The organism is Parashewanella sp. 2210YD4-3, assembly GCF_056591735.1.
The window spans coordinates 175,804-201,465 of record NZ_JBWQOG010000002.1; the positions used below are offsets into that span (position 1 = coordinate 175,804).

At 40.0% G+C, this 25,662-nt stretch carries 30 protein-coding genes and 1 pseudogene; 15 read left to right on the forward strand and 16 right to left on the reverse strand.

Going from position 1 to position 25,662, the window contains the following annotated elements; genetic code table 11:
- The first annotated feature begins 50 nt into the window (after window positions 1–50).
- The gene (locus AC1EU0_RS04025; RefSeq protein WP_480300643.1) at window positions 51–449 is read left to right on the forward strand and encodes an SMI1/KNR4 family protein; all 399 of its coding nucleotides are present in this window, start codon (window positions 51–53) and stop codon (window positions 447–449) included.
- Between the two features lie 268 nt (window positions 450–717).
- Here AC1EU0_RS04025 and AC1EU0_RS04030 read toward each other — a convergent pair whose 3' ends face one another.
- The 4 genes from AC1EU0_RS04030 to AC1EU0_RS04045 form a co-directional block, all read right to left on the reverse strand.
- Complete coding sequence (locus AC1EU0_RS04030) at window positions 718–1,146, reverse strand: hypothetical protein (protein ID WP_480300644.1); 429 nt, start codon at window positions 1,144–1,146, stop codon at window positions 718–720.
- A gap of 1 nt (window position 1,147) precedes the next feature.
- On the reverse strand, window positions 1,148–1,813 hold the full coding sequence (locus tag AC1EU0_RS04035; RefSeq protein ID WP_480300645.1) for a hypothetical protein: 666 nt from the start codon (window positions 1,811–1,813) through the stop codon (window positions 1,148–1,150).
- A gap of 110 nt (window positions 1,814–1,923) precedes the next feature.
- Window positions 1,924–3,744 carry an alkaline phosphatase family protein gene (locus tag AC1EU0_RS04040; RefSeq protein ID WP_480300646.1) on the reverse strand — a complete coding sequence of 607 codons (1,821 nt, stop codon included), beginning with the start codon at window positions 3,742–3,744 and terminating at the stop codon, window positions 1,924–1,926.
- Window positions 3,745–3,758: 14 nt separating this feature from the next.
- Window positions 3,759–5,336 (reverse strand): alkaline phosphatase, encoded by a 1,578-nt coding sequence (locus AC1EU0_RS04045; protein WP_480300647.1) that lies wholly within the window; start codon window positions 5,334–5,336, stop codon window positions 3,759–3,761.
- 224 nt (window positions 5,337–5,560) lie between these two features.
- On the opposite strand from AC1EU0_RS04045, the gene AC1EU0_RS04050 reads away from it, so the two are divergent.
- Window positions 5,561–5,986 carry a hypothetical protein gene (locus tag AC1EU0_RS04050; protein ID WP_480300648.1) on the forward strand — a complete coding sequence of 142 codons (426 nt, stop codon included), beginning with the start codon at window positions 5,561–5,563 and terminating at the stop codon, window positions 5,984–5,986.
- Window positions 5,987–6,073: 87 nt separating this feature from the next.
- Window positions 6,074–6,574: a DUF4447 family protein gene (locus AC1EU0_RS04055; protein ID WP_480300649.1), complete on the forward strand. Its 501-nt coding sequence runs from the start codon at window positions 6,074–6,076 to the stop codon at window positions 6,572–6,574.
- Between the two features lie 26 nt (window positions 6,575–6,600).
- On the opposite strand, the gene AC1EU0_RS04060 is transcribed toward AC1EU0_RS04055, so the two are convergent.
- Window positions 6,601–7,227: a glutathione S-transferase family protein gene (locus AC1EU0_RS04060; RefSeq protein ID WP_480300650.1), complete on the reverse strand. Its 627-nt coding sequence runs from the start codon at window positions 7,225–7,227 to the stop codon at window positions 6,601–6,603.
- 10 nt (window positions 7,228–7,237) lie between these two features.
- On the opposite strand from AC1EU0_RS04060, the gene rsuA reads away from it, so the two are divergent.
- Window positions 7,238–7,972, forward strand: coding sequence for a 16S rRNA pseudouridine(516) synthase RsuA (rsuA, locus tag AC1EU0_RS04065; protein ID WP_480300651.1), 735 nt, complete (start codon window positions 7,238–7,240; stop codon window positions 7,970–7,972).
- Window positions 7,973–8,142: 170 nt separating this feature from the next.
- Here the strand turns inward: rsuA and AC1EU0_RS04070 are convergent, their stop codons facing one another.
- The 7 genes from AC1EU0_RS04070 to AC1EU0_RS04100 form a co-directional block, all read right to left on the reverse strand.
- Entirely contained in the window at window positions 8,143–9,087 is a 945-nt protein-coding gene (locus AC1EU0_RS04070; RefSeq protein WP_480300652.1) for a DUF4097 family beta strand repeat-containing protein, read from the reverse strand.
- Window positions 9,088–9,099: 12 nt separating this feature from the next.
- On the reverse strand, window positions 9,100–9,618 hold the full coding sequence (locus AC1EU0_RS04075; protein ID WP_480300653.1) for a hypothetical protein: 519 nt from the start codon (window positions 9,616–9,618) through the stop codon (window positions 9,100–9,102).
- Complete coding sequence (locus AC1EU0_RS04080) at window positions 9,615–10,148, reverse strand: RNA polymerase sigma factor (RefSeq protein WP_480300654.1); 534 nt, start codon at window positions 10,146–10,148, stop codon at window positions 9,615–9,617. Before AC1EU0_RS04080 ends, AC1EU0_RS04075 begins: the two co-directional genes overlap by 4 nt.
- A 60-nt stretch (window positions 10,149–10,208) precedes the next feature.
- The gene (gene lhpI / locus AC1EU0_RS04085; RefSeq protein WP_480300655.1) at window positions 10,209–11,150 is read right to left on the reverse strand and encodes a bifunctional Delta(1)-pyrroline-2-carboxylate/Delta(1)-piperideine-2-carboxylate reductase; all 942 of its coding nucleotides are present in this window, start codon (window positions 11,148–11,150) and stop codon (window positions 10,209–10,211) included.
- 70 nt (window positions 11,151–11,220) lie between these two features.
- Complete coding sequence (locus AC1EU0_RS04090) at window positions 11,221–11,439, reverse strand: YgjV family protein (protein WP_480300951.1); 219 nt, start codon at window positions 11,437–11,439, stop codon at window positions 11,221–11,223.
- Window positions 11,440–11,537: 98 nt separating this feature from the next.
- Window positions 11,538–12,140 carry a glutathione S-transferase family protein gene (locus tag AC1EU0_RS04095; RefSeq protein WP_480300656.1) on the reverse strand — a complete coding sequence of 201 codons (603 nt, stop codon included), beginning with the start codon at window positions 12,138–12,140 and terminating at the stop codon, window positions 11,538–11,540.
- 11 nt (window positions 12,141–12,151) lie between these two features.
- Window positions 12,152–12,901, reverse strand: a complete 750-nt coding sequence (locus AC1EU0_RS04100) for a ferredoxin--NADP reductase (RefSeq protein ID WP_480300657.1) — start codon at window positions 12,899–12,901, stop codon at window positions 12,152–12,154.
- Window positions 12,902–13,316: 415 nt separating this feature from the next.
- Here AC1EU0_RS04100 and AC1EU0_RS04105 point away from each other — a divergent pair, with 415 nt between their 5' ends.
- From AC1EU0_RS04105 to AC1EU0_RS04145, 9 genes are all read left to right on the forward strand, one after another.
- Window positions 13,317–14,807, forward strand: coding sequence for an FMN-binding glutamate synthase family protein (locus AC1EU0_RS04105; RefSeq protein WP_480300952.1), 1,491 nt, complete (start codon window positions 13,317–13,319; stop codon window positions 14,805–14,807).
- Between the two features lie 146 nt (window positions 14,808–14,953).
- Window positions 14,954–15,193 (forward strand): hypothetical protein, encoded by a 240-nt coding sequence (locus AC1EU0_RS04110; RefSeq protein WP_480300658.1) that lies wholly within the window; start codon window positions 14,954–14,956, stop codon window positions 15,191–15,193.
- Window positions 15,194–15,411: 218 nt separating this feature from the next.
- A complete protein-coding gene (locus AC1EU0_RS04115) occupies window positions 15,412–19,416 on the forward strand; it encodes a hypothetical protein (RefSeq protein WP_480300659.1) in 4,005 nt (1,334 codons plus the stop codon).
- Window positions 19,417–19,625: 209 nt separating this feature from the next.
- Complete coding sequence (locus AC1EU0_RS04120; protein WP_480300660.1) at window positions 19,626–19,982, forward strand: hypothetical protein; 357 nt, start codon at window positions 19,626–19,628, stop codon at window positions 19,980–19,982.
- 73 nt (window positions 19,983–20,055) lie between these two features.
- A complete protein-coding gene (locus AC1EU0_RS04125) occupies window positions 20,056–20,241 on the forward strand; it encodes a hypothetical protein (protein ID WP_480300661.1) in 186 nt (61 codons plus the stop codon).
- Window positions 20,242–20,283: 42 nt separating this feature from the next.
- Window positions 20,284–20,547: a hypothetical protein gene (locus AC1EU0_RS04130; RefSeq protein ID WP_480300662.1), complete on the forward strand. Its 264-nt coding sequence runs from the start codon at window positions 20,284–20,286 to the stop codon at window positions 20,545–20,547.
- Window positions 20,548–20,632: 85 nt separating this feature from the next.
- Window positions 20,633–21,382 (forward strand): hypothetical protein, encoded by a 750-nt coding sequence (locus AC1EU0_RS04135; RefSeq protein ID WP_480300663.1) that lies wholly within the window; start codon window positions 20,633–20,635, stop codon window positions 21,380–21,382.
- 275 nt (window positions 21,383–21,657) lie between these two features.
- Entirely contained in the window at window positions 21,658–22,155 is a 498-nt protein-coding gene (locus AC1EU0_RS04140; protein WP_480300664.1) for a hypothetical protein, read from the forward strand.
- A gap of 52 nt (window positions 22,156–22,207) precedes the next feature.
- Complete coding sequence (locus tag AC1EU0_RS04145; RefSeq protein WP_480300665.1) at window positions 22,208–22,624, forward strand: hypothetical protein; 417 nt, start codon at window positions 22,208–22,210, stop codon at window positions 22,622–22,624.
- A 77-nt stretch (window positions 22,625–22,701) separates the two neighbouring features.
- On the opposite strand, the gene AC1EU0_RS04150 is transcribed toward AC1EU0_RS04145, so the two are convergent.
- The 4 genes and pseudogenes from AC1EU0_RS04150 to AC1EU0_RS04165 form a co-directional block, all read right to left on the reverse strand.
- Window positions 22,702–22,848: a helix-turn-helix domain-containing protein gene (locus AC1EU0_RS04150; RefSeq protein ID WP_480300954.1), complete on the reverse strand. Its 147-nt coding sequence runs from the start codon at window positions 22,846–22,848 to the stop codon at window positions 22,702–22,704.
- Window positions 22,846–23,052: pseudogene (locus tag AC1EU0_RS04155) on the reverse strand (recombinase family protein); the annotation flags it as partial. The gene AC1EU0_RS04150 and the pseudogene AC1EU0_RS04155, both read right to left, overlap by 3 nt.
- A gap of 284 nt (window positions 23,053–23,336) precedes the next feature.
- The gene (locus AC1EU0_RS04160) at window positions 23,337–23,555 is read right to left on the reverse strand and encodes a hypothetical protein (protein WP_480300666.1); all 219 of its coding nucleotides are present in this window, start codon (window positions 23,553–23,555) and stop codon (window positions 23,337–23,339) included.
- A gap of 127 nt (window positions 23,556–23,682) precedes the next feature.
- Window positions 23,683–24,168 carry a YajQ family cyclic di-GMP-binding protein gene (locus AC1EU0_RS04165; RefSeq protein ID WP_480300667.1) on the reverse strand — a complete coding sequence of 162 codons (486 nt, stop codon included), beginning with the start codon at window positions 24,166–24,168 and terminating at the stop codon, window positions 23,683–23,685.
- Between the two features lie 182 nt (window positions 24,169–24,350).
- Here AC1EU0_RS04165 and AC1EU0_RS04170 point away from each other — a divergent pair, with 182 nt between their 5' ends.
- Window positions 24,351–24,710: a VanZ family protein gene (locus AC1EU0_RS04170; protein ID WP_480300668.1), complete on the forward strand. Its 360-nt coding sequence runs from the start codon at window positions 24,351–24,353 to the stop codon at window positions 24,708–24,710.
- Window positions 24,711–24,714: 4 nt separating this feature from the next.
- Complete coding sequence (locus tag AC1EU0_RS04175) at window positions 24,715–25,626, forward strand: ketopantoate reductase family protein (protein WP_480300669.1); 912 nt, start codon at window positions 24,715–24,717, stop codon at window positions 25,624–25,626.
- Window positions 25,627–25,662: the final 36 nt, after the last annotated feature.

Genomic DNA, 25,662 nt, shown 5'->3' on the forward strand with positions numbered 1-25,662 from the left:
GTGTTTATTTTAACCTTGGAAGATCAACACGTCCTAGTATTAGTGATCTTATGAATGATATTTTAGAAAAGCTGCAACAACGTAATCAACAAACCACCTTCCCTCTTGAACTGCCAACCTTTGAGCAGTTAGTGGAAATTGAAGAACAAATTTTAATTCCTCTGCCTCAAGATTTAAAAACCTACTTGCTTGAAGGAAGTGATGTGTTATTTGGTCATCTAGAGCCAGTAACCGCCGCCGATCCGTCTACTCATACGTACTTGCCTGAAGTCACCAGCTATGCGTGGTCTATCGGGTTACCAAGAGAAATGATTGCCATTTGTCAGCAAGGGGACGATTTTCACTGTATCGACCAAATGGGGCAAGTCCACTTTTGGAAAGATGGAAGAATGACAGCTCAATGGGAAACGCTGTGGGACTGGATTGAAGAAGTCTGGTTAGAGGAATAACATCCTTAACCCTAAAAACATCAGTTGGGCACGTTCTCAGGCTTAGATAAAATTACCGACAAACAAAGCTGTCGTACTCTGTTTGTTGATAACAAGGCGAAACTTGTAGCAAGTAATTGTGCTACTTGCAAAAGCCTCAACGCCGTTAGAGGCAATTTTAGCAAGCCTGTGGGCGTGAAGCGATTCACCTAATGGGTGAAGCAACAAAAAAAGAAATTTCTTTATCTTTTATCAGGTTAATACCTAGCTTAGCGTTCAACTGATGTTTTTAGGTTAACCTTTGATAGGCACCAATAGCATAACCGGTGCCTATCAATAAACAGATACCGCTGCTTGTTAACCAGAACAACAAACTATTATCTGGAAAGTAAGGCATTAACCAAACAAAACCTATCCCTCTAGCAATAAGAATGACGGCAATACCCGTTAGCACTGTAGTTTGAAAAGGTAGAGGCCTAAGTTTCCCAACCGCCGAGAGCCCATATATCCCCCAAAACATCAATACTAAAGCAATCGCTATCGTCACTATGTTTGGATAAAATAAACCTTGCTCCACCATCTGAGCCATAGGCTCGCCAGCACCAAGAAAGCGATAGCCATCTGCCCCCCAGAAAATCACAATAATATGAGTTAATGCCGCCAATAACAAAGCTATAGCGGCAAAGTATAAGGCATTACTTTTTACATTAAGAGGCAAACTAAAACCCTTGATTGATCATCTTTGATAAAAACTCATCAGATTCATTATCACCAACATCAGCATAATCTGTGGTTTTAAACTTATCACGTTGCTTAAATCGTTTTGTTACTTGCTCAGCATCAGCAATTAACTTAATCAATTTCCACTCATAAGTATTACTTTTTTGCCCTAAGGTAAATGATTTAGGTAACTGATAGTGTTCTAACCACTCAACCTGCTTAACAGTGTTCGGAATTTGGTAATAACTGACTCGCATACAAGTGTTTTGTCTAGAGGTCGACTTTTGATATTTGGCCAATCGCTCTGGGGTAAACACATGGTACAAGCGTTGCCAGTGTTGCTGTTTGTTTTTAGTTCTTATCTCTTTGCTTTGGTACTCAATACCACGTTTAAAGCCATCGAAGTAGCGCGTCAATTGCAAAAACTCTTTTGAGGCATTGGGTGTCTTATACCAATACTCAGCAATTTGAGTTTGTGGGTATTCGTATAAGACAGCGTTGTTATTTCGCCATACATTCACTTTTTTAGAGATCGACTTGCCATTTCTAACTTCCGTAACTTGATATTTGGCTCCGACGATTTCTTTATTTCCGCATCGCTCCACAGCTTGAGCAGAACTCATTGAAACACACCCAAACAACAACAGTGCTTGTATCTTATTCATTGTTTTTCTTCCATAAAAACGCCCACTTTAGTTTAATGCTAATCGTTTAAGCGAGAGGCATTACACATATCGTGGGCGTTAACATACTACCTGTAATACAACTTATCAATTTAAGGTTTCAATTTGGTTTCAGCCTTATTGATAAGATCGATAGCATGTTCCATCACATGGAAAATGCTGCTTTGCTCATTAGTCCCAGATACCAACTGCGCAGACGGGCCTTGTGCATAAATACCTACATCTTCACCAGCATGGGTTTCGCTGCTTCTTGGTACAGCCACCTCTTGGTGGAAACCAGGCTTGGTGGTATCGATATCCGTTAAATCTGCACGGCCTGCATTTATGTCTTGATCATATCCAGCATCAGCATTAGTTTCATCGCCTAAGTCCATAAAGCCACGACCATTGGTATAGCCTAAAGTAGTGTATGGCTTGTCATCAGATGCTTTTGAAGGTTCAGTTTTACCAATAGCAACCACTTTTCCTAAAATTGGATTACCACGCTTAGGGTAACCAGCGATGGTAAATACATGACTGTGATCTGCGGTAACAATGATCAACGTCTCTTCAGGATTAGTCATACGCACCGCTTTTTCAATCGCTTCAGAAAACTCGATGGTATCTTCTAATGCATTGTAAGCATTACCTGCGTGATGACCATGGTCGATACGGCCTGATTCAACCACCAGCATATAACCTTTGTCATTGTTATCTAACAGCTTGATGGCTTTTTCTGTCATATCTGTTAATGAAGGCTCACCAGCAACATCGTTCGAGCGATCGGCTTCATATTGCATGTGGCTTTCGTTGAACAAACCGAAAATACGCTCCGCAGTTTCAGGATTGATAGCGCGGAAGCCATCTTCTTCAAACACATAATCACCGTTTGGATATTTGGCTTTCCATTCGTTGACTAGGTTACGACCATCAGTTCGATCACCCTCAATATCACTGCGAGCATCAGTTGAGTTCGCAGCTGCATCCTTCGGTAAAAAGTGACGACGACCACCGCCCATAACCACTTCTAAACCATCAACATCTAAACCGTCATAGCGGGCTTCTAGGTTAGCTTCAAAGTTAACTAACTGATCTGCAATATCTTTACAGCCAGCTGTTTTAGCAGCATCTGGCATATCAGAAACATCTTCCCAGTTACGGTCAGCCGATTTTGCATAAGTGGCGGCTGGCGTAGCATGAGTGATACGTGCCGTTGAGATAACACCAGTAGAAAGACCTGCAATTTCAGCCAATTCAATTGCAGACACTAACTCGTTCCCAGAGACGGTTGAACAGTTTCCACGCTCAATGTCTTCGTCTACCCCAAGCACACCCACATCCGTTTTCACGCCAGAAACCATAGCCGTCATTGTGCCCGCGGAATCCGGTGTTTGTGCATCTACATTGTAGGTTTTAGCCAAACCAGCGAATGGGAATTTGTCAAAACTCAGGTTATTTTCTTCGCCTTTCATTCCCTTGTTTTGACCATCACGAATACGCGCAGCCGTCACCGTAGATACGCCCATGCCATCACCAACAAATAAGATGACATTTTTTGCTCCACCACGTTCGTTATTAGCATTCAGTGCCATTTGTTTCGCGTCTTCTACACTTTTCGCACTTTGCACATACCAAGTGTTATTGGTGTTGGTTAACAAATCACTCTGATTTAATGCGGCTTTTGCAGGCTTACATTGATGAGTGGTAGAGGTAATTTCACCAGTATCTAATTTGCCATTGCCATCTTTATCCAAACCCGAATCGATTTGAATACCACCATTAGCACATACAGCATGTCCTGGTTGCACAACTGTTTGCAGTACAAATGAACTTTGACCATTGTTGCCATCGGTTCCATTTTGACCATCATCGCCATTACACGCAGCCAAGGCTACAGAGGTCGCAAGAATGGATATTTTCGTTAATAATTTCATCTTGATATCCTCGATTATTTATCTAAGCCAAGCGCTTTGTTGATGATGTGATATACATCGCTTTGTTCAACCACACCTTGTACTAGCTGAGCACCCGGGCCAGTGGCGTGCAGAGTGATGTCTTCACCCGCGTGAGTCTCGCTGCTCTTTGGCACTGTTGCTTCTTGGTGGAACCCCGGTGTCGTTGTATCAATGTTAGAAAGATCAACACGTCCATCTTTATGAATGTCTTGTCCATAACCAGCGTCGGCATTGGTTTCTGTACCTAAATCCATAAAGCCTCGACCGTTTGCGTAACCTAATGTTGTGTAAGGTTTACCATCTGCAGCTTTTGTAGGTTCAGTTTTACCAACTGCAACCACTTTTCCTAAAATCGGATTACCACGCTTTGGATAACCAGCAATAGTGAATACATGGCTGTGGTCTGCTGTAACTAAGATAAGCGTTTCTTCTGGGTTAGTGGTGTCTACGGCTTTTTGAACCGCTTTAGCAAACTCAACGGTATCTTTAAGTGCGTTGTAGGCGTTACCTGCATGGTGGCCATGATCGATGCGACCAGACTCAACGACTAATAAGAAACCGTCTTTATCTTTTTTGAGGAAGTTAACAGCCGTTTCTGTCATTTCAGATAATGAAGGCTCACCGGCTTTATCGTTCTTGCGATCCGCTTCGTATTGCATATGGCTTTCGTTGAATAAGCCGAATACTTTGCTGGCTTTAGCTACATCAATAGCATCAAACCCTTTCTGATCCATTACATAAGTGCCTTGTGGGTATTTCTCTTGCCATTCCGTCACTAAGTTACGGTTATCGGTACGGTCACCTTCTACTTCACTTCGGGCATCGGCTGAGTTCGCTGCAGCATCTTTTGGTAAGAAGTGACGACGACCACCACCCATTACAAAATCGATACCATCGACATCAACGCCTAGGTATCGTTTTTCTAAATTCTTTTCAAAGTTAACCAGCTGAGAAGCAATGTCTTCACATTTATCTTTTGCAGTCTCATCTTTAATATCAGAAACATCTTCCCAGTTACGATCAACAGACTTTGCGTAAGTTGCCGCAGGTGTTGCGTGAGTGATACGAGCAGTAGAAATCACCCCTGTTGATAAGCCTTTAATTTCAGCCAGCTCTACGGCTGTCGCTACTTGGTTGCCTTTAATAGTGTCACATTGGCCACGAACCACATCTTCGTCGACACCAATCACACCTGCATCAGTCTTTAAGCCTGAAATCATTGCCGTCATAGTGCCAGCTGAATCTGGTGTTTGTGCATCGACGTTATAAGTTTTTACAAGCGCCGTGTATGGAAATTTTTCAAAGCTTAAGTAACCTTCTTCACCCGGCTTGTCATTCATTTGTCCTTCAAAAATGCGAGCCGCAGTAAGTGTCGAGACTCCCATACCGTCACCAACAAACAAGATCACATTTTTCGCTTTTAATCCTGTTTTTAAGTTCAACTTTTTAACCAATTGGTCTTGTCCATCTTTGTACCAACTGTTTTCCATTTGATGCTTTGGCAACACAACAGAATGTGCTGAAGCCGCTAAAGCCAATGCTGCGGGAACCATTACCCATTTCGCATTCATAATTTCATCCTATTATTGGTGAGTTTTGTGACGCTCAATAAATTAAGGAGATTGTGTTGCAGTTATGAGTAATAAATATGAGGTTTTGATAACAGAAATATGTACGAGTGCTTACACAAAAATGACAAGGCCAGAAATTAAAGTTGATGAACAATTCTTAACTGGTCAGTGTTTTTATTACAGGAGTAAAATTTGCTGATATTTATCAATTGATAGAGCTTATTATGGCGGCCCAAACGATAAACAGCACTCGACCTGCTCTTGATAACTTCGATGTAGAAAGTCAACATTTGAGGCATAATCAAGGCGCCCCAAAAGCAAACTATCAAAGTACTAATGGCGATAGTTATAGTGCCGATAAAGCTGAATCTCAACGAGTACCAAGTGGATTTTTTCATCGCTCTTCATCAACCCAAACTCCTGCTGTTAGAACCACCAATCAAAAACGGGCGCTCTGTGGTTTTTCGATTTGTTCGTTGGTAACTGGTACAGCGATAGGTGCAGTGAGTGGTGTTTGTGTGCAAATTTTTGCGCCCAAATCAGGTCTTAGCCAAGAAAAAGCAGATACTGTTGCAGCGATTATTTTATTAGTTGGCTTTCTTGTTGGAGCATGTTTTGCCGTCATTCTTTGCAAGGCACGGAATAATTAATCGCACTGGTGCTCGGACGGGTTGATCTTTCGTGCTTATTTTTTGGTACGAGTATATAATGCCCCGTCTTTTTAAGGGGTTATACCAATGGCAACATTCGCTACGTTAAATGCAATCGAAGTCCAAACACTACGTCAATCTTTAGGCTTATCTCAGCAGCAAGTGGCAGATTTAACCAAACAGTCTCTTGAACAAGTACAAGTTTGGGAGTCAGGTGATTCTGCTATCGATTCCAAAGCGGAAAAAATCTTGTTGGATATTGATGATGTGATTGAAATGCAAGTACTTAACACTTGCGATGGTATTGAAGCATTATTTACAAAAGAGCCTAAACGACGATTAGCTTTTGTGGTTTATCCAAACCAAGCGGTATATACCCAATACAATCCAGAATTTTTAAGTTCTTTGCCACTGACAGAGCTATACAATACTGCAGCTTGGCGCATTAAAAAAGAATGTAAATTGGTACTTGAGGTTGATGTAGCCTTAATTCCATTAGATGCTGAAGCTTATAAAGCGTACCGTGCCGATAACGGTTTATCGGAAAGCCGAGAAAGCCGCGCGAAATGGGCGGCAACTCAGCTGTAATTGTTGCTTAAATATTTAAGCCGAAATCATGCAGGTATACTGGCTTTAGCTTTTTCAATCGCTGAAGCCAAGCTTGGACGTTGCTGTATTCGTTCATAATAGGCCATCAGCTTTGGCGGCAATGTTTGCTCAAAAACCTGCGCCCATAACAAGGTTTGCGCCAGTAAAATATCGGCCACTGTTAATTCATCACCCAATAAATACATGCTATCTGATAGCTTATTTTCAGCAAGTTTGGCTGCTTTATTAAATTCCCAAACGGCCGTACTTTGCATTTCAGCAATTCGAACTTCTTCTGGCAAAGCAAAACGATGTTTACCCATACTCCATAATGGCTGTTCTAATTCGGTAATAATAAAGCTTACCCATTCGTGATGCTTAGCTGACTCCATGGTACCTAGTTTGGGCAAAAACTTGCCGTTGCCATACTTTTCAGCAAGATACATACAAATAGCCGCTGACTCAGTTACCACCAGATCTCCATCTTGCAGGACGGGCATTTTGCCACTTGGATTTAGCGCAAGAAATTCAGGAGAACGATTTGCTCCCTTTGAAAAGTCTAAATATGAAAACGTCCAATCAAGGTTTAATTCTTCAAGCAACCAAGAAACCCGTAACGCACGACTTTTTGGTGTTCCGTGTAATGTAATCAAAGCCAGCTCCATGTTAAAATGTGATAAATTCAGCCTACCTTATCGAATTACTGTGCGATTAGACAAATTTATCTGTGAAGCCACTGACCTTACACGCAGCCAAGCCAAGAAAGCCTTGAAGACGGGCGATATTACCGTTGACGATATGGTGGTAAAAGATCCAAGCTTTAAAGTCACTGAAGATATGGAGGTGTGCTTTGATGACAATCCTCTGACAGTGGTTGCCGTCCGTTATATCATGATGAACAAGCCAATGGACACGCTTTGCTCCAATGTTGATGAAGTATATCCGTCTGTATTAAATTACCTTGATGTACCAAAAATCGACAAACTGCATATCGCTGGTCGATTGGACGCCGACACCACAGGCTTAATTTTGGTCACCGACGATGGCCAGTGGTCTCATAAAATCACTTCACCTAAAAAAGACTGTGGCAAGCGCTATTGGGTAGAAGTCACCGACCCTTTATCCGAAAACTTAGTCAATACCTTTGCCAAAGGCGTAGAACTCAGAAACGAAGATGGGCTGACGAAACCTGCTCAGTTAGAAATTTTGGATGAAACGACCTGCTTACTGACGATCACCGAAGGTAAATATCATCAAGTAAAACGTATGTTTGCTGCGGTGGGTAATAAAGTCATAGCCCTGCACCGTGAAGCCATTGGACATATTGAATTAGATGAAGCATTAGAAGTCGGTGAATGGCGCTATTTGTCAGATGAAGAAATTGCTTCTGTGGTGTAATAATTCTTAATCAGTACAACTTTTTTATCTGAGTGCTTGAAGCTGTGTTCATTCTGCCAGAGACAATAGTGCAACCGCCAACAGAAGCGCACATCCTTGTGCTGACGACCGTGACATCCTGTCACGGACGGTTGTCTTATTGCACTATTGTCCCTATTTCTGCATCGACCTCATTTCTCACTCAGGCTCAAATCGCCACTGATAGTACTCATTCTCACACTGCCATCACCGCTTCCAGTGACGAATTCAATGGACTCAGAGTTGGTGTAACGACTGCGCTTTGGCTTATCATCGGTAAGGTGATTATAAATATTACCGCCAGGCCCACCATTAATGGAAAAGCTCAAGTTAGGCATAGCACCAAAATGCAAATCTATATCGCCACTTACGCTTTTTCCTCTTACTTTTTCTACCTTACCTGACAGATGGATGCTCGCATCACCACTAACCGTTTTTATGTCTAATTTGGTTACTTTAGGGAAATTGGCATCAATATCACCTGATACGGTTTGCACCTCAATCGCTTGACCTTGACTGTGCGCTTTTAAATTACCACTCACAAGGTTGTAAATAGTTTTAGCTTTGCTATCGGTATCTTTAATATCCCCTGATACTGAGTTTACCTTAGCTTTGCCTTGCAATCCCTTTAACTTCATCCCACCAGAGACACTGTTAATTTCAATGTCTCCCATTAATTTACTCGCATCAATATTGCCACTGACACTGCCAACACTAATGTCACCTTGCAAGCCGGTTACTTGATAATCTGCGCTAACACCTTCAGCATCTAGAGTTAATTTTGTAGGAACCATGATCACTAGCTGACTGCCATCTTTATCGCGTCCATTTAAGCGATCTGGGATCATGTCTTCTATCTGAATATGCTTACCATCTCGCTTAAAAATTAAGCCTTCACTTTTTTCATCCAGTGTTCCTTTCACCCTCACTTGGTTTTTATTCCAAGTATTAATTTCTACATTCCCTCGCTTCACATTGATATCAATATGAGGGCTAGCTGAGGTGTCCAAGGTTTTATTCACGACTTGTCCAGCAACAGCCGACAGCGGTGCTAAAATGGTCGTTAAGGTTAATATCCCTGCTTTTATCAGTTTCATAATTACAAATCCTTATATTGATTCAATCTGTTGTACTCGTTGCTCCTGACCGAGCAAATTTAATTCCTGCTGTTGCATCCATAACCATAAGTCCCACAGCTGCTTATCTTGTGGTTGCAACTTTAATTGGTTAATTACTTCTTTCATGGCTTGCCTTAATTCCCTTAAGCCTTTTTTGAAAGGTGAAAACTCAGGTGTTAGCTGCCATGTCACCGGCTTAATGGTTTGCTGTAATTGACTCACCTGTTGTTCATGGTTTTGTTCAACATTGTCAATCAAAGCAAGCATCGCAGTATTCGTGTTATGTTCTGGAACTGAAAGCAATGATTGATGATCAAATAACTTCCAGCTCAATACCGCCGTAAGTAACAAGCTGGCTACCAGTGTCAGTGGTACCCATTTTGATTTATTTGGCTTAGGTTGATGACTGATCTCACCTTGTAGTCTTTGCCATACATTCGGACTTACCGACATTTCTTCAGGTAAGCCGTTAATCAACTCATCTAATTGCTTGTCTGTCAGTTGGCTCATGCGAGTTTTTCCTTCAATAGTGCTCTGGCTCTGTGGTATTGCGCCTTGCTGGTTCCCTCAGAAATTTTCAACATTTCGGCAATTTCGTTATGTTGATAGCCCTCTACCGCATGCAGAACAAACACCCACCTTGCTCGTTCAGGTAAGGTTAAAATCACTTTATCTAGAGCTTGGTATTCATCAAAATAGCCTTGTTCAGGAGCCGACTCGATATTAAAAAATCGTGCCCATAAACTCTTTTGTGCTTTAAGCATATTTAAAGCTTGATTGACACAGAGTCGGTGCAGCCAAGTCGAAAACTGGCTATCACCTTTAAAGCTGGGCAACTTATGCCATAAACGCACAAAGCACTCTTGTGTGATCTCTTCCGCTTGACGAAGATCGCCAGAAAGTCGCACTGCCAGTGCCATGATTTTTTGATGATGGATCAAATACAATTGATGGAACGCCTGTTGATCACCCCGCTGTGCTAGGGCTATCCACTGGTTTTCTTTATCCAATAATTCGATGTCTTCTGGCAGTGCAAGCACTGGCGTTCCTTGAATGTGAGTTAATTTTGATAATTAGACAGGTACGAAACCATAAAAGGTTTAAATGGTTTTAAAATTTTTATAAATAAGATGAGCACAACTTAAATCGGCAATGGCAGTGCCAACTGATTTAAACATTGTGATGGCCGAGTCTGAAGTTCTGCCTTTTATTTCTTTTGTGCACAATTGGCTTAGCTCTCCTTTAACCTTTTTTAGATCAAACTTACCTTCGGCTACGGGCAACAGCAACTCCCCAGCTTCAGCAAAAGTGTTGATTTTAGCATCCACATAAACTTCAGAGCGAACAACACTTTCAGTGTCACACTCTCGTGCGGTTTTAAGATGATTCCCCACTAAATCGACATGCGTACCAGCACTGATCCAACTGCCATCAAAAAGTGGCTTAGGTGAGCGAGTGGCACAACTGATCACATCGGCCCAGCCGATAGAATTTTGGGTTAGATCTGAAACAGCAGATAGGGTTAAATCAGGTCGTTCCAATTGTATTTGATCGATGACTGATTGGATCTTATTAAAGTTTCGTCCCCATACTCTGACTTCTTTTATCGGGCGAACGCTAGCATGTGCCAATGCCATATAAGCCGCTAAATTTCCGGTGCCACATAACAAGAGTCGCTCAGCTTTGATTGGCGCTAAATAGTCAGCCGCCAGCGCTGACACCGCCGCGGTGCGCCAATAGGTGGCCTCAGTACCATCGACTACCGCCAGCGGCTCGCCCGTTGTTCGAGAAAACAATAAAATTTGTGCATAAATAGATTTCAAATGAGCAGGATTATCAGGCAAATAAGTAAATGACTTTACCCCCATCACTTCTTCATTCCATGCTGGCAGCACAGCAAAGGCGTCATGATTTTTATCAGATAACTCAAATACTTGTCGTTGCGGCATACCAAAGGAAGAAGAAAAGGTTTGTCTAAGCGCGCCAACGAGTTCAGGGAAAGTTAGCGCTTGTTTTACTTGAGAGGAATTGATGAGCTTCATTTGATGGCCTATTGGTTAATCTTTAGCCTTAGGTTAACCAGATAAACTCAAATTGTATACAATTAACCTATTAAGCTTCTTTATATAGCTTCACTAAATGATAGACATTAATGCAGCATACAAAAGCATTCATACCAGCCACTGGCCAAGCTTGAATTTCAATGCCGTAAATGACAAACAAAAGACACCCAATAAAATTTAAAATCCTCAGCCAGACAATGTTTTTCATCATCAGCGATACCGCCACCATGACTGAAGCAGAATAACCAATAAACTCAACTAATGACATTGAAGTGAGCAACTCCACATTTACCCCCTACGACAAATAAGATACGCAAACCATCACCCTCATCTATATTCAAAGAGTAGTTCAATGGTTCTTAATTTCTAACAAGGACGAGTTAGTTCAAAGCAAGCGAGATTTCGAATCGATTTAAACCATTTATCTAATTTTGGGCAATGGCTGACCCAATCTAAATCAGGAAAGCGGAATTCAATATAGTCTAGTGCAGTAATCAGTAATATTTGCTGAATGGTTAAGCTGTTACTTTGAGTAATAATCATGGATTCTTTTTCAATATAACTGGTTGTACGTAAGATGGCTTTTTCGAACCGTTCGGTCCAAAATGGAGAACGAACACCTTCATCTTCTCGCATCTGCTCTTGTCTTAGACCAACTGTACTGTCGATTAAGCCTTTAAGCATCGAAACCTGAGTATGTTGAGACCAATCACTCAATTGAGAAAATAACTGTTTGCCCCCATAAGTCGCATCCAAATAACGACAAATGACTTCACTGTCATAAATCCCCGTTTCGTCATCAAACACTAAACATGGGATCTTAGCCAAGGGATTGGCACAAATTAAAATATCTTGGTTCTCAAATGGATTAGAAATAACCGCTTGAATATCGGTAATATCAAAATGATTCAATAAAATTCGAGGTAAACGTGCATAAGGTGAAGCATTAGAGTACAAAAGAGTTGCCATGATTGTCTCCTCTACCAGTATTTTTCTACGGTAATATTCCCCGGTGCCCTACGCAAGTTCTTTTTTAAGCCTTTATCAAACAAATATTGCTGGGCATCTTTCACCATATCAGGGTTACCGCAAATCATCACTTGAGAATCTTGGGAAGAAAATTCAATTCCTGCTAATTGTTCTAACTCACCAGAAACAATCGCTTGAGGTATACGGCTCGAAATCGCACCGGCATATGTCTCACGCGTAACCGATAAAATGAGTTTGAATTGATCTGGGTATTTTGTTTGAAGCGATTTAAGTTGTTCTAAATAAGCCAAGTCTTCAACAGCTCTCACCCCATAAACGAGTACGACTTTTTCAAATCTCTGCCAAGGTTCATCTGTTTCCATCATAGAAATAAATGGCCCAACAGCGGTGCCCGTCGCTAAAAACCAAAGGTGTTTGCCTTGCAGTTCATCACTTGGGATTTCATTTAACACCATAAAGCCAGCAGCGGTAGCTGAAACTTCAATATCATCGCCCACTTTAAGGCTTTGCAATACTGGTGACAGCTGCCCTTCTTCCACCTCAACCGCTAACACTTCTAAGTAACGACCTTGAGGAGGATTGACCAAAGAGTAAGCTCTTGCTACTCGTTTTCCATCATGTATTTCACTTAGCTTAATAAATTGTCCTGCTGTGAATGGTGCCAGCTCTGCGTCAATTTTTAACGAGAACAACTTACTGTTCCAATCAGTTCTCTCAACCACCTTACCTGTTATCCACATAGGCTTCTCCTTATATACTCGTGATACTTGAAGATGCAACTTTCAGGGCTTATTCAGCGTTGCATTATTCGAGGCGTGAAAGTGCAAAACTAGTGAGCTAATTTAAGCTTTAACAACAAAGAAGAATCAACGCTGAAAAGCCCACGCAGTGCGAGTTTAATTGCCATTTATACTGCGTTACTTACCCTTGTAATAGAATAACTATTACTACAAGTAAGTGCCTTGTCTAAATGGCAATTAATTCTCGCTGAAATCCTGCATCTTCAGGTATCACGAGTATATCAGTAATACATAAAATAAAGTAAATAGTGCGAAAAATACACAAACTTCATTCCAAGGATTATAGTTAATGGATATTCTTTGACTCGAACTACCTCGAACTCATTCCAATATCTGCATTTTGGAGGCAAATATGATGGAACATGTTGATTGGATAACCCGTGGACTGGACTTTTTAGGAAGCTTGTTTTTACTCGCTGTCGGCCTAGGGGTTCTCGTTATTATTTACATGTACATTGTCGATAAAACTCAAACCACACACGCCATTCGCCGTAACTACCCTGTCATAGGTCGCTTTCGTTATCTTTTCGAGCGCCAAGGGGAGTTTTTCAGGCAATACTTTTTCTCCCAAGATCGTGAAGAAATGCCTTTTAATCGTGCTGAGCGCAGTTGGGTATATCGTGCCGCCAAAAAAGTGGATCGTTCATTGGCCTTTGGTTCTACAAGATTATTAGAATCCGAAGGCAGCATCATGTTCATGAACACGGCTTTTCCCACTTTGGAATCTGACTTAGCCACCAGCCAGCCCTTAACCATAGGTGAAGGATGCAGGCACCCATATACCACAGCTAAAATTTGCCACATATCAGGAATGAGTTTTGGTGCGTTATCTAAGCCAGCAGTATTAGCCCTTTCGAATGGTGCTGCGAAAGCTGGATGTTGGATGAATACAGGCGAAGGCGGTTTGTCGGATTATCACCTCGACGGAGGTTGCGACGTTGTCTTTCAAATTGGTACGGCCAAATATGGCGTGAGAAATATCGAAGGACACCTCGATGATGAGAAATTAGCAGGTGTTGCTGCTCACCATGAAGTAAAAATGTTTGAGATCAAACTTAGCCAAGGAGCTAAACCCGGCAAAGGCGGTATTTTACCCGGAAAAAAAGTAACTGAAGAAATTGCTCGCATTCGCGGTATCAAGGTCGGTGAAGATTCGATTAGCCCCAACGGCCACATAGAGTTTAAAAATGTGGGTGATATTTTAGATATGATCCAACATGTTCGAGAAGTTACTGGTAAACCTACAGGCGTAAAAGCAGTGATAGGTGATGTTAATTGGCTTACCGACTTTTGTGAAGAAATCATGCGTCGAGGCATTGATAGTGCTCCTGATTTTTTCACTGTGGATAGTGCCGATGGCGGAACAGGTGCAGCACCGCAACCTTTGATTGATTATGTGGGATTACCATTGAAAGAAGGGCTACCGATTTTGGTGGATACCCTCGATGAATATCAACTTCGTCCTCGTATAAAAGTGATTGCATCAGGTAAATTAATTATCCCATCAAAAGTGGCTTGGGCACTGGCCATAGGTGCGGATTTCATCGCTTCAGCTCGAGGGAATATGTTTGCCCTCGGTTGTATTCAAGCTTTGCACTGTAACAAAGATACATGCCCAACGGGGATCACCACTCACAACCCGAAACTTCAAGCTGGCCTTGATCCCAAAAATAAAGCTGAGCGAGTGGCTAATTACAATGACAACTTACACCATGACATCGAACTGATTGCACACTCCTGCGGAGTCTCAAGTCCAAGAGAGTTAAATAGAAAACACGTACGGGTTGTGATGGAAAACGGTTTATCGGTTCAACTGGATAAATACTATGCTGGTTTAAACCGCTAATATTTGAGACAACCTATAAATATTTAGTGAATCAACTTCATATCACCAACGCCTGATTTTTATAAGCAACTGAAAATCAGGCGTTTTTATTTTGGTATTAATATTGCTATGTTACTCGATGTATAAATCACTTATAAGGGAATATTATGGATATTAGCGAAATCAGTAACATTGTAATCATTGCCATCATCTTCTTCTCCATCTTTGGCGCAGATTTTTTTAAGTACCGTTTACGTATGAAACAACTCGAAGCCAAAATTGAAGCTAGCGATAAAATGAAATTGATAGACGAAGTGGAAAGCATTAAACACCGCTTAGTTGTGCTAGAGAAAATCATTACGGACAAAGGCTACGAAGTTAATGAAGAAATTGAAAAGCTAAAATAATATCGAATCAATGTATTGTAATGATAGGAGAGTGATAAAGCTTACTCTCCATCAACGCAATCATCATTAAATCTCATTTACTCTGTTAATGGCTATTACACTGGCCTTTAACCAACGTAACAATCTTGCAACATGTGAGAATAATGAAAAAATCTTAACTAATCTCTTGATATTTAATTGCTAAAATTCGATTCATTTAGAACCATTGAGATATTCAAATGGCTATACCACGGGGCGATAGGCAGACTTTAGAAACATTTAGAGATCAACTTTCAGCATGTAACATTCCTCAGGAAAAGAAAGGTTACCGAGCTCATCCCAAAAGAATTTTATGTGATCTAAAGCTAAATCAGCTATTAAGCCATCAATATACTATCGAAGTAAAACCTGATGGCATCTTACAAGTAGAGAGAACTTGCCATAACCCTTTACAATCAAGAAGAACCATTTCAGTAAATCTCGAACGGTGGAATGTTTGTACCGACGATAGTTTGTGTCATTTATTTACCACGCTACTTTCTGAATATTTACCAAGCCAAACAGTAGCGGCAAATCTGTTGTCAGCGCCAGCCAATGCGTACAAAATATTTCGTTCTCTTTCTCAGCAAACAAGGCTTAAAACTTTAGAGCACCTTGCTTCTCCCTTTGGTGTTGAGCTTTTAACGAAAATACCATTAGGTAATGCACGGTCACTAATTCAACTACTTAGTGATATAAATAGGCAGAAGTTGCTACAAATCATGTCTACTGAACAAAAAGAGCGCTACTGCCCCAATTACGCTCAATTTATGTTATTAGAAGTGGGATTCCCTCCTCAGTACAGCATGCATAGGGCTGCTGACCAAGACAGTCTTGAACATATCGAAGCCGATATACCTGAACAGCCACAAGCTAAAGTTCAACCTACTCAGTCTCCAGTGATTGAACTTTTAGCAGATATTAAATCCAAAGAATGTCAACCCGAAGCGGCTCAAGCGGTAAGAGCACACATAAAATCAATTGGTGTATCAACTGTCGCTCAATGGCTGTCAGCCGATTTAAGCAATGAGAGCATAAAAGTATTAGAAGCATTAGATGTACAAACGCGTACAGACGTTATGCTTCAACTCGAAAACCAAGAGGCCAATTATCTATTTCAAAAGCTCAAACCCCAAAAAGGGCTTAAGTGGCTTGCTGAAGATACAAGATGTGAAAGCCTAAAGCTATTCAATAGACTTAATGAAGACTTACAATTCTCATTGCTTGTGGGGTTGCAACCAGATAGAGCATACGAATTTCTAACGCTTGATCAGACGTATCCAGAACCCAAGGCGCTGAGATTTATTAAAAAACACAAAGATAATCCGAAAGCTTGGGAATTAATATGCAAAATAGAATTTTACAATCCAGATACGTTAATTGAGGTAATGGCAAGTTTACCCGGTTATCAACGTGTCCAAGCATTATCAGTTTTTCCGAAACAAACACAAAAGCGATTAATTAAAGCTGATGAAACACAGATGTTTTTTGAGAGCTCATTTGAAATTGTTGCTCAGCATCTAGATGCATTATCTGAAGAAAAGCTTGCTAGAGGTCTACTGTATCTCCACAAGACAAAGGGGAAAAGTGAGCAAATAAAGGTTTTAGTACTTCACATAACCTCACTTTCATCTTTTTCAATATCGAAAATTTTGAAATATAACACTGGTGATAATACATCCTTATTTTCATATATAATACGTGCTAAATCTTCTGATATTCCATTATTTAGAATCCTGCTTTCACTTCTATCAGAGTATGACCTCCGAGACCTACTAAGAGATGCTAAGGTTCACGTGAAAGCGCAAAAATCAGATATTTTAAAAGATTGTGCCTGGACAGATGCAATGGAAAAGGGAGTCATCCCCAAATTGCTTATGTTGCTATTAAATGAGGCCGATGCTGGTTTTTGGTTAGATGAAATTTTTACCTCATGGGATACCCGTTTATTGCAAAAATTCGTATTATTGCCAGTCGCTGACATTGAATCTATATTCACAACACAACATAGAACGAAAGTAACTGTCAGTATTGAACAGCAAATGACCGTTCTGAGATGTATGTCTGTGCATGCACCGCATTCTCTTCAGGAGTTATGGTTAAGGCTAATAAAACCCAACTCACCTCTGTATTTAAGACTGCTTAACCAACCAGCTTCAACCTTCAGCGATATAATTTTTAAATTGGATAGTGATACAGCAGTAACGTTTCTATCAGGCCTTAAGAAAATGCAGTGCAGCCAGCTACTCAACCGTTCTATAGTTACGCCTTCAGTTGCTATGATCGCCCATAAACTGGTGGTTTCTCAAGGTTTCGATGAACTCTTAGTACAATCGCTGGATGCTAATTTCCATAAAAATGTGCTTTTATCGCTGCCTGAACCTCAACTACAATCTGAATATTTCGCTAAGATCATAAAAACTAACCCAGAACTTGAACATCACCTTCTCGCTCAAGCCGAAGATCCAACAGAAAAATGTCAATTAATGCCTTTAGTTTCACAAGATTGTGCTAGTGCTGTAATAGCGACTTTACCTCTCGATCATCAAGCTCAAATACTAACGCATTGTATTGAAAATCATCATGATATTCTTTTTAAACAGTTACTGAGCGCAGTAGGAATTGACTCAATACAAGGTTTATTTTTGTCTTCTGATCAGGCGTTCCAAGTTGCATGGTTACCTATTCTTTGTAAAGCCGACGAAATATCATCGTCTCAATTTATTGCACAATATGTAGCTCCAAGTTCGTTCCCTATTCTACTCCAATTGATGAATAAAAATGGGGCTGAAGTAGTCACTTCATATTTGGTGAACCACAACACCGAATTTGAACAAAATGTGTTCAACGAATTGCCCTCTCAACAACTTGTTACTATTTTGAGAAGATTAAGTGCAGTTAAACAACTCGAAATCTTAAGTTCATTCACTGAAGCAAGAAGAAAAGAGGTGTTAAAGCTTTTTACACCAAACATGATCATAGAATGTGAGTTAGCAGCACTTAATCAACAAAGATCTCCGAAACTGCTGAATGAGATAGAGCTTGCTCAACAAAAAGCATTCATGTCGCACTTACTTTCTCAGTACAATGCCGCAACAGCACAAAGACTTTTAAATCGATATTGCCGTTTGGAATCACTCCACTTTATTGGATTAATACAAGAAGATACCAAGCTCCTTGCGAAAGCTTGTGCGCTTTACCCTGCTAGGGACACGTTACCAATACTCAAGCTTTTAGGTTTTGAAAGAATTGAAGATATTCAACATATTTTAATGCACTTCCCAGTCGATAAAGCTTTTGAAACGGTGTCTCTAGACACAAAACCTTTTACAAATACATTTGTTTTCTCATTAACAGAGCAAATACTCCAAACAAATACTTCTGTATTGAGTTGTGCAGAGTTACTCACCACAACTCTGCAACGTTTACCGGATAGTTTAAGAATAGAAGTCGTTATGCAATTTCAAGCTGAACCTTGGTTTAAAGTGTTACTCTCCAGCCTTTCGTATGAAGCGTTTATCGATCTATTTCCAAAAAAAGATTTTGAACATTTATTCGACCTGATTTGCAAAATTTGGTTTATAAGTGCTTATTATTTAGAGATATCCCCTAACGATGTTCCAGATAATTTCCATGACATTGCAAGCAAACCTAATTTTTTAACAGAATCAAGTATTAGCGACTATGACCGCCACCAATACCATAAAGCAGCATCAGACGGAGCTTGTCTTTTTCATGCATTAGCGGCATTTAAATCTCGAGAAAAAAGATTGCTTTCATGCCCTAAAACGGAACTGCCATTTATTTTGGATGCACTCGGTTGGAAGAAAAAAATCATAGCGTCTATAACGATTGGAGCCTGTCGTGCAGAAATTGCTGGTTTAGATATTGCCACTTTAAAAGGTGTGGCCAGATATAGCCATAAATCAGTCGGAGAGTACCTTTACGGAAAATGCATAGAAAGTGGAAAATTTGATTTATATCAAGGAAAAGGGCTGGCACCTGACGATGATATCTATCAACAGCATAAACAAGATTACGATAGACTTGCAGAATATATTGGCCACACATTGGTTGCAATGTTTCAAGAAGAAATGGGTTCTGGCAAGGAACAAGGCTACCTAGTGAAAGTCGGGGAAGAACACTTTAATTTACTTGCCCCTACAGATCACTTAAGCCACTTCTCGGGTTTATTGTTCTGGTAAATTTCAAGTAATTTTCTGAGTGGATAAACACAGATAAGGTATTTTAATTTTGAGTACGCTAAGGGGCGTTCTCAATTAAAGGCTATTTGAAATTATTAACAAAAAACGATACTTTAAATGTGTTTTCAAAATAAAAGCCATTGATTTCATTTACTGGTAGGAAACATACTTGAAGCAATTGCCACATTCCTGAAAGGAGTCTATAACAGGTGTTTGATAACTTAATGGATTTTTCTTTCAAGCGCAGTCCCGTTCAAGCTCTTGGATTTTTTCTTGCCTTTTTTGTTTTGGCTCTGCTTATGGGCGGTTTATTCGGTGGCATCGCGGGTATCTTTTCACAAGAAGGCTCTTACGAAGCAGGAAGCAAAGTAGGCATGATGTTTAGCGCTATTTATTGCCCATTCCTAAGTGGTTTTATCGCCTATAAGAAACAAAATCTAGCCTCATTCAAAAACATCGTATTAATGGTTGTCAGCGGCTTACTGGCTTTACTACTAGGCGCACTTGCTGGCCTAATTCCAGCAGCTTATATGAGCACTCAACCAAACGTTAACATCAAGGACTAAAGGGAAAATAGAAAATTACTGATCCAGTGTTTTATGAAATAAAGTGTTAAATCGTTTTATAAAGGAGTTTGAAATGTTTGCACAATTATCAATCATCGTTTTGGGTCTACTCTCCATTTTTATGGGAGTTAAAGATGGCGATTATGTAGCCGTATTACTTGGGCTCTTGGTGTTATCATCTGCCAGTATTATTCTTTATCAGCTTACTACAGGCAAAGCGAACATTAGCAATAAAATCCTCAATAAATTATTCATTTAATGAATAAAAACTGCTAACAATCAATTAAAAAGGAATATTTGAATGAAGCTAGTGGCATTATTCGTACAAGCACTTTTATGGCTATCAGTGGCCCTCTCACCGACACTATTGGGCGCGATCACAGGCCTTGTTTTAATGCTGAATTTAACAACACAATTCAGTGAATTCGCAGTTCCAGTATGCACTTCAATCGGTTTTATTCTGGGTGGACTTTGGGCTGAGCATATTCGTAAAACCATAGGACTATCGGCATTTTTAGGTCGCTTAATTGGACACCGTGATATTGATGGTTTGCCTAAAACCTAAAGTCAAAATGAATCTCGATTAACAATGCTTTTTATTTGAACATTAATTTGTTCAAATACAATTCCCAAAACTTATCGCATCAAATATGCAAGCATTAGTATCAAGATTTCCTCCGCCTTTTTTTGAAGATGCAGCCTTGTATCAACAACCTCTTACTCTTGTTGCTGGAGAGTATTACTATCAACTGAATAATGTAATGGTTCTTCCTCAATTAGAGAGCGATATATCCAGCTTTCATCAGCAGCCTCAATTCAACTCAACCATACCACTTCACCATTGTAACGAACCGTATTTGGGTTTTGCCTCCCAAACAGCAGAAACTGAGATTCCAGTTGCAATCAGCAGCGAACCGTATTTGGGTTTTGACTCCCAAACATTAGAAGCAGAAGCTGAGATTCCAGTTGCGATCAGCGACGAACAAGTATTAGCAGCAAAGCAGGCCTCCAGAAAGTTCAGGAACTTCTCAAGGACTCAGCAAGTTGTATTTATCTCTATTTTAGGCAAAAAACCCGACCAAAACATTGCTAGCGAATATAATATCAGTGATACAACCGTTGCCAATATTCGAACTACCCTTAATATCCCTGCCTATAAAAAACAAGGCAAAAAATTCAAAAGGGATCGTCAGTTGACCACCAAAGACAAAAGTGAGATTCAGGCACGCCTTGGCCAAGAGTCAGACCAAACCATTGCAAAAGACTATCATGTGGATAGGTCAACCATATCCACATTCAGACGAAGTATTGAACAAGAGTCATTCAGAACTTTAAAGAAGCGTTCAAAATGCTCAAATGAAATGAAATTGAAACACTTAAAGGCAGATTTTAATCTTTGAAGTTATTCAACTCGCGCATAGGTGATAACAAAATGGATATACCTATTCCATATCAATAGAACTAGGCATTTTGAGAATTGAGTGTCAAAAGTAAAAACCACCCTATTGACATGCAATTTAGGTGGTTTCGAAATGTGTCACAAGGGTATAGTCTTTTAACAATCAGACTCTTACTGGAATTCTGAATACTTTTTACTATCTGTGAAATACATCAATTACCTACCTTCAATAACCATTTATAATTCTCCAGTCTTTTAATCATTCTATCTCAAAAAATGCCTCTGAAAAAAATTACAAAATCATTTACCTACAAAACATCAATTCCGCCCCTCCCTGAATTACAAGATTTATATAGTGCAAAGTTTCTAACTTTAAAATGCGACTTACATATAAATACCGATTCAATAGCTTCTATCATTGAATTTGGACAGCTTATACAAACAGTTATGCGAGAATATTTATCTACAAGAATAAATAAAATCTACAGAGATGACCAAGAAATGATCTGTATACCTGCTAATCGTCATCAATTTAAAATGCTCTGCTCAAAGTGGGTTGAGTACGATACCAATCCTGATAAATTCAATGAGAATATAACAGAAGCTATTAATTACCTTGTAAGCATTGAAGAAGATGAGACCGTTATTGTTCATTTACGATACTGCGAAAGTCAACTGAAAATGAATTATGAAGATAACAAAGACTTTTTAGTTAGCCTTACAAATGGAGAGCAATTCATTTTGAGTGAAACAATAACTAGCCAACTTCTATAATCTCTCGCATTAATTGATAAACCACTATTTTTTAGTCTATAAAGAGTTACACATGAAAATAATTTTATTAGCACTGTCGTTATTATTATCCTTACCTGCATTTGCGGATGCTCCTTTCCAATTTAAATGGGGCGAACCATTAAAAGAGGTAAAGGTTTTAGGTAGTCACAAAGTGAAGGGGGCAAGAAAATTTTTTAACAGTCTGAGATTGGAACCAATTGAGGGGAAACTAGAAAGTATTCATGCCATTAGTGGACAAGGAATCTCCCTCAGATTGGCTCAAATGATTACAATGAATTTAACTAATCACCTACTTTCAAATGGTTACAAAAAAACAGCGACATACGGTGAATTTATAGTATTAGATGATAACGATGGAAGAGCAGTAATCGAGCTACAATGTATGGGAAACAGAGGCTGTTGGGTAAAAGCTGTTTTTGGTTCTAAGAAGTACATTAAATCACTTTAGCTTAAAGGATAACTACCCTATAGTTTTTAAAAAATTATAGGGTTTAAGTTTCTAACCTGTATTAGTTCAGACACAGTTTATCTACAAATTCTGTAAACACTCGAAAGACTGATATTCAATTTTTCAGCTATTTGCTTTTTTGAAAAGCCATCAGTACTCATAGATATTGCCTGTTCTTTCAATAGCACTGCTGTAGGCTTTCTCCCTTTGTACTTCCCTTTCAATTTAGCCTGAGCTATGCCCTCAGCCTGACGTTCCAGCAATAGTTCACGCTCAAAAGCTGCCACGGCACCGATCATGGTTAACATCAACCTCCCTGTTGGTGATGCGGTATCAATGCCAAGATTTAGCACCTGCAATGAAACCTTTTTGCTATCTAGCAACTCGACCACCTCAAGTAAATTCTTAGTGTTCTGAGCCAATCGACACTGTTTAGTAACCTACACAGTATCGCAACAATGAGAAGTCCAAACTTTAACCTAAAAACATCAGTTGAACGCTCAATAAGTTAATATCTATTTGAGTTAGCAATAATTTCAATGTCTTAATCATTCACCGAATGGATGAAACGCTCAACGCCCGCAAGCTTGCTAAAATGCCCGCTAGCTGTGTTGTAACTTTTGCAAGTAGAGCAACTACTTGCTGCAAGCTACGCCTTGCTAGCAATCATTTTTTCTACGCTTGAGAACGTAGCCAACTGATGTTTTTAGGTTTAACGCAACATCATTTTGGTCAACACAATACAGTAATTGATTCGATGCCCTTTAAGGCTACGATTCCCCTTGGCAAAGTTGTTATTCGATGTTGATGAAAAATACCGTAAGCGCAGCATGGACGCTGCGCTAGCTTTCGAGCTACATGGATGTAGCATCGAAAGCGTTAGGTATTTTTTATCATAAGGCGGATAACGTTTTACTTTGCGGGGCGGCATGGGTGATCCAAGAGGGGATTTGCTGCTGAATCCCCTTTTGGTCGGGTTTGGGGCGAAGCCCCAAGGTTTTATAAGTTTCGAAGAAACTCATTGGAAAGTGAAGAATGCCTTCGCCAGACAGCAGATATCAATCTCTAAAATTATTAAACTGAAACGGTTGCCCTAAATCAGACTCTTTTGCTAAACGCATAACCGCTTGTAAGTCATCGCGTTTTTTACCTGTCACTCGAAGGCTATCGCCTTGTATTTGCGCTTGAACTTTCAACTTAGAGGCTTTAATCAATTTCACTAATTTTTTAGCGATATCGGTTTCAATGCCCTCTTTAAAGCGCGCCTTTAATGAAAAGGTCTTACCCGAATGAACGGCGGTCTCATCAACATCCATAGCTGCTGGATCTAGATTGCGCTTACTCATTTGCATACGAAAAATATCGACCAATTGCCTGCATTGAAAGTCATCTTCTGCTGTCAAAGTCACGACAAAGTCATTCAATTCAATATTGGCTTCTTTGCCACGAAAATCAAAACGACTTGATAGCTCACGTTTAGCATTATCGACCGCATTACGAAGTTCTACTTTATCTACTTCCGATACAATATCCATTGATGGCATAATGGTTTCTCACTAAGAATATAATTGTTGAAAAGTATAAAAGCTTGCTGCTTGAGAATCGAGTATTTCCATTAAACAATCGTAATTTTGAAAGGATTTATTCACAATAAAAATCAATTCATTGCCTTTTGGCCGCTGCAAAATATAATGAATGCCGACACTTTCCTATATGAGAAACTTAGTTGAAGTATTCACTGATTTTTAAATGCTTACTTGTTATCTGTTTTGTGGTGATTAGCTATTTAGTTTTTTCGCGTCCAACATACAGTCAAAGCAGTTTTGAGCACATGGATAAAGTTGGACATTTCGGTAGCTTCTTTGCTTTAGCTTGGTTAGCCTATGGTGCATTTAAGCCAAAATGGTATTGGCTTGCCTCTGCATTGACCGCCTATGCTTTATTGATTGAAGTGATCCAAGGCTTTCTTCCCTACCGTAGCGCATCTTTTGCCGATTTCATTGCTGATTTAGCAGGTGTTGCCGCTTTTTATTTAGCGTTAATGAGTTACCATAAACTAAAATCTCAACTTGCTAGACAAGGCTGAACAGGTGACAGGAAGAAAACCAAAACTTGGTATTGTTGGAGCGGGTAATATTGGTCAGCTACTAACCTTTCAGCTAGTTGAAAAATTTGATATTTACTTGATCAGTCATCGTCACAGTGCACCTACAGAAATACAGATGTTACTCACCGGTCTGTCACAAGACATCCGCGAACAGACGTTTAAGATCCTACCATCAAATCATGCCGCAATATCGGAGTTAGATATAGTATTGGTTTGCGTAAAAGCTTACCAAGTTATCGAGGCGGTTGAGCCACTACTTCTGCACTTACCATTACATGCTCATTTGATTTTGATACACAATGGCATGGGACCTTATTTATCCATTATTCCTCGTTTAAAAGTAACTCAAGGTTTATCTTTAGCCACAACATCGCAAGGCGCATATCGCAACAGTCAATGGCATGTTACCCATTCAGGCAATGGGCTAACACAGATGGGTCATATAGATGGAACACCATTGCCTCCCCAAGCTAAACATCTGATTCTTCAATCCATTCCAAACAGTGAATGGATTGAAGAAATTTTACCTGCGCTCTGGCAAAAGTTAGCTGTTAATGCCGTTATAAACCCTCTCACCGCTTTGCATCAGTGTCTCAACGGTGACATAGCTTTACCCAAGTTTCAGCTCAAGGTTCAAGCCATTCTTACCGAGCTTTTTGATGTGGCTAAGGCCGAGGGAATTATACTCGACCAGACAGAAACCGAACGAAGAGTCTCCGAGGTGATAACGTTAACGGCAAGCAACCGCTCTTCAATGCTGCAAGATGTCAGTTCAGGACGTCAAACCGAGATTGAATATATTAACGGCTTTATTGAGAAACAAGCGAAAAAACATGGTATTGACTGCCCAGTAAACCATAGCTTGTGTGCCGAAATTACGGCTTTACATCAATAAAGGCACATAAAAAGTCGGGAATTCTGTTTTTAAGTA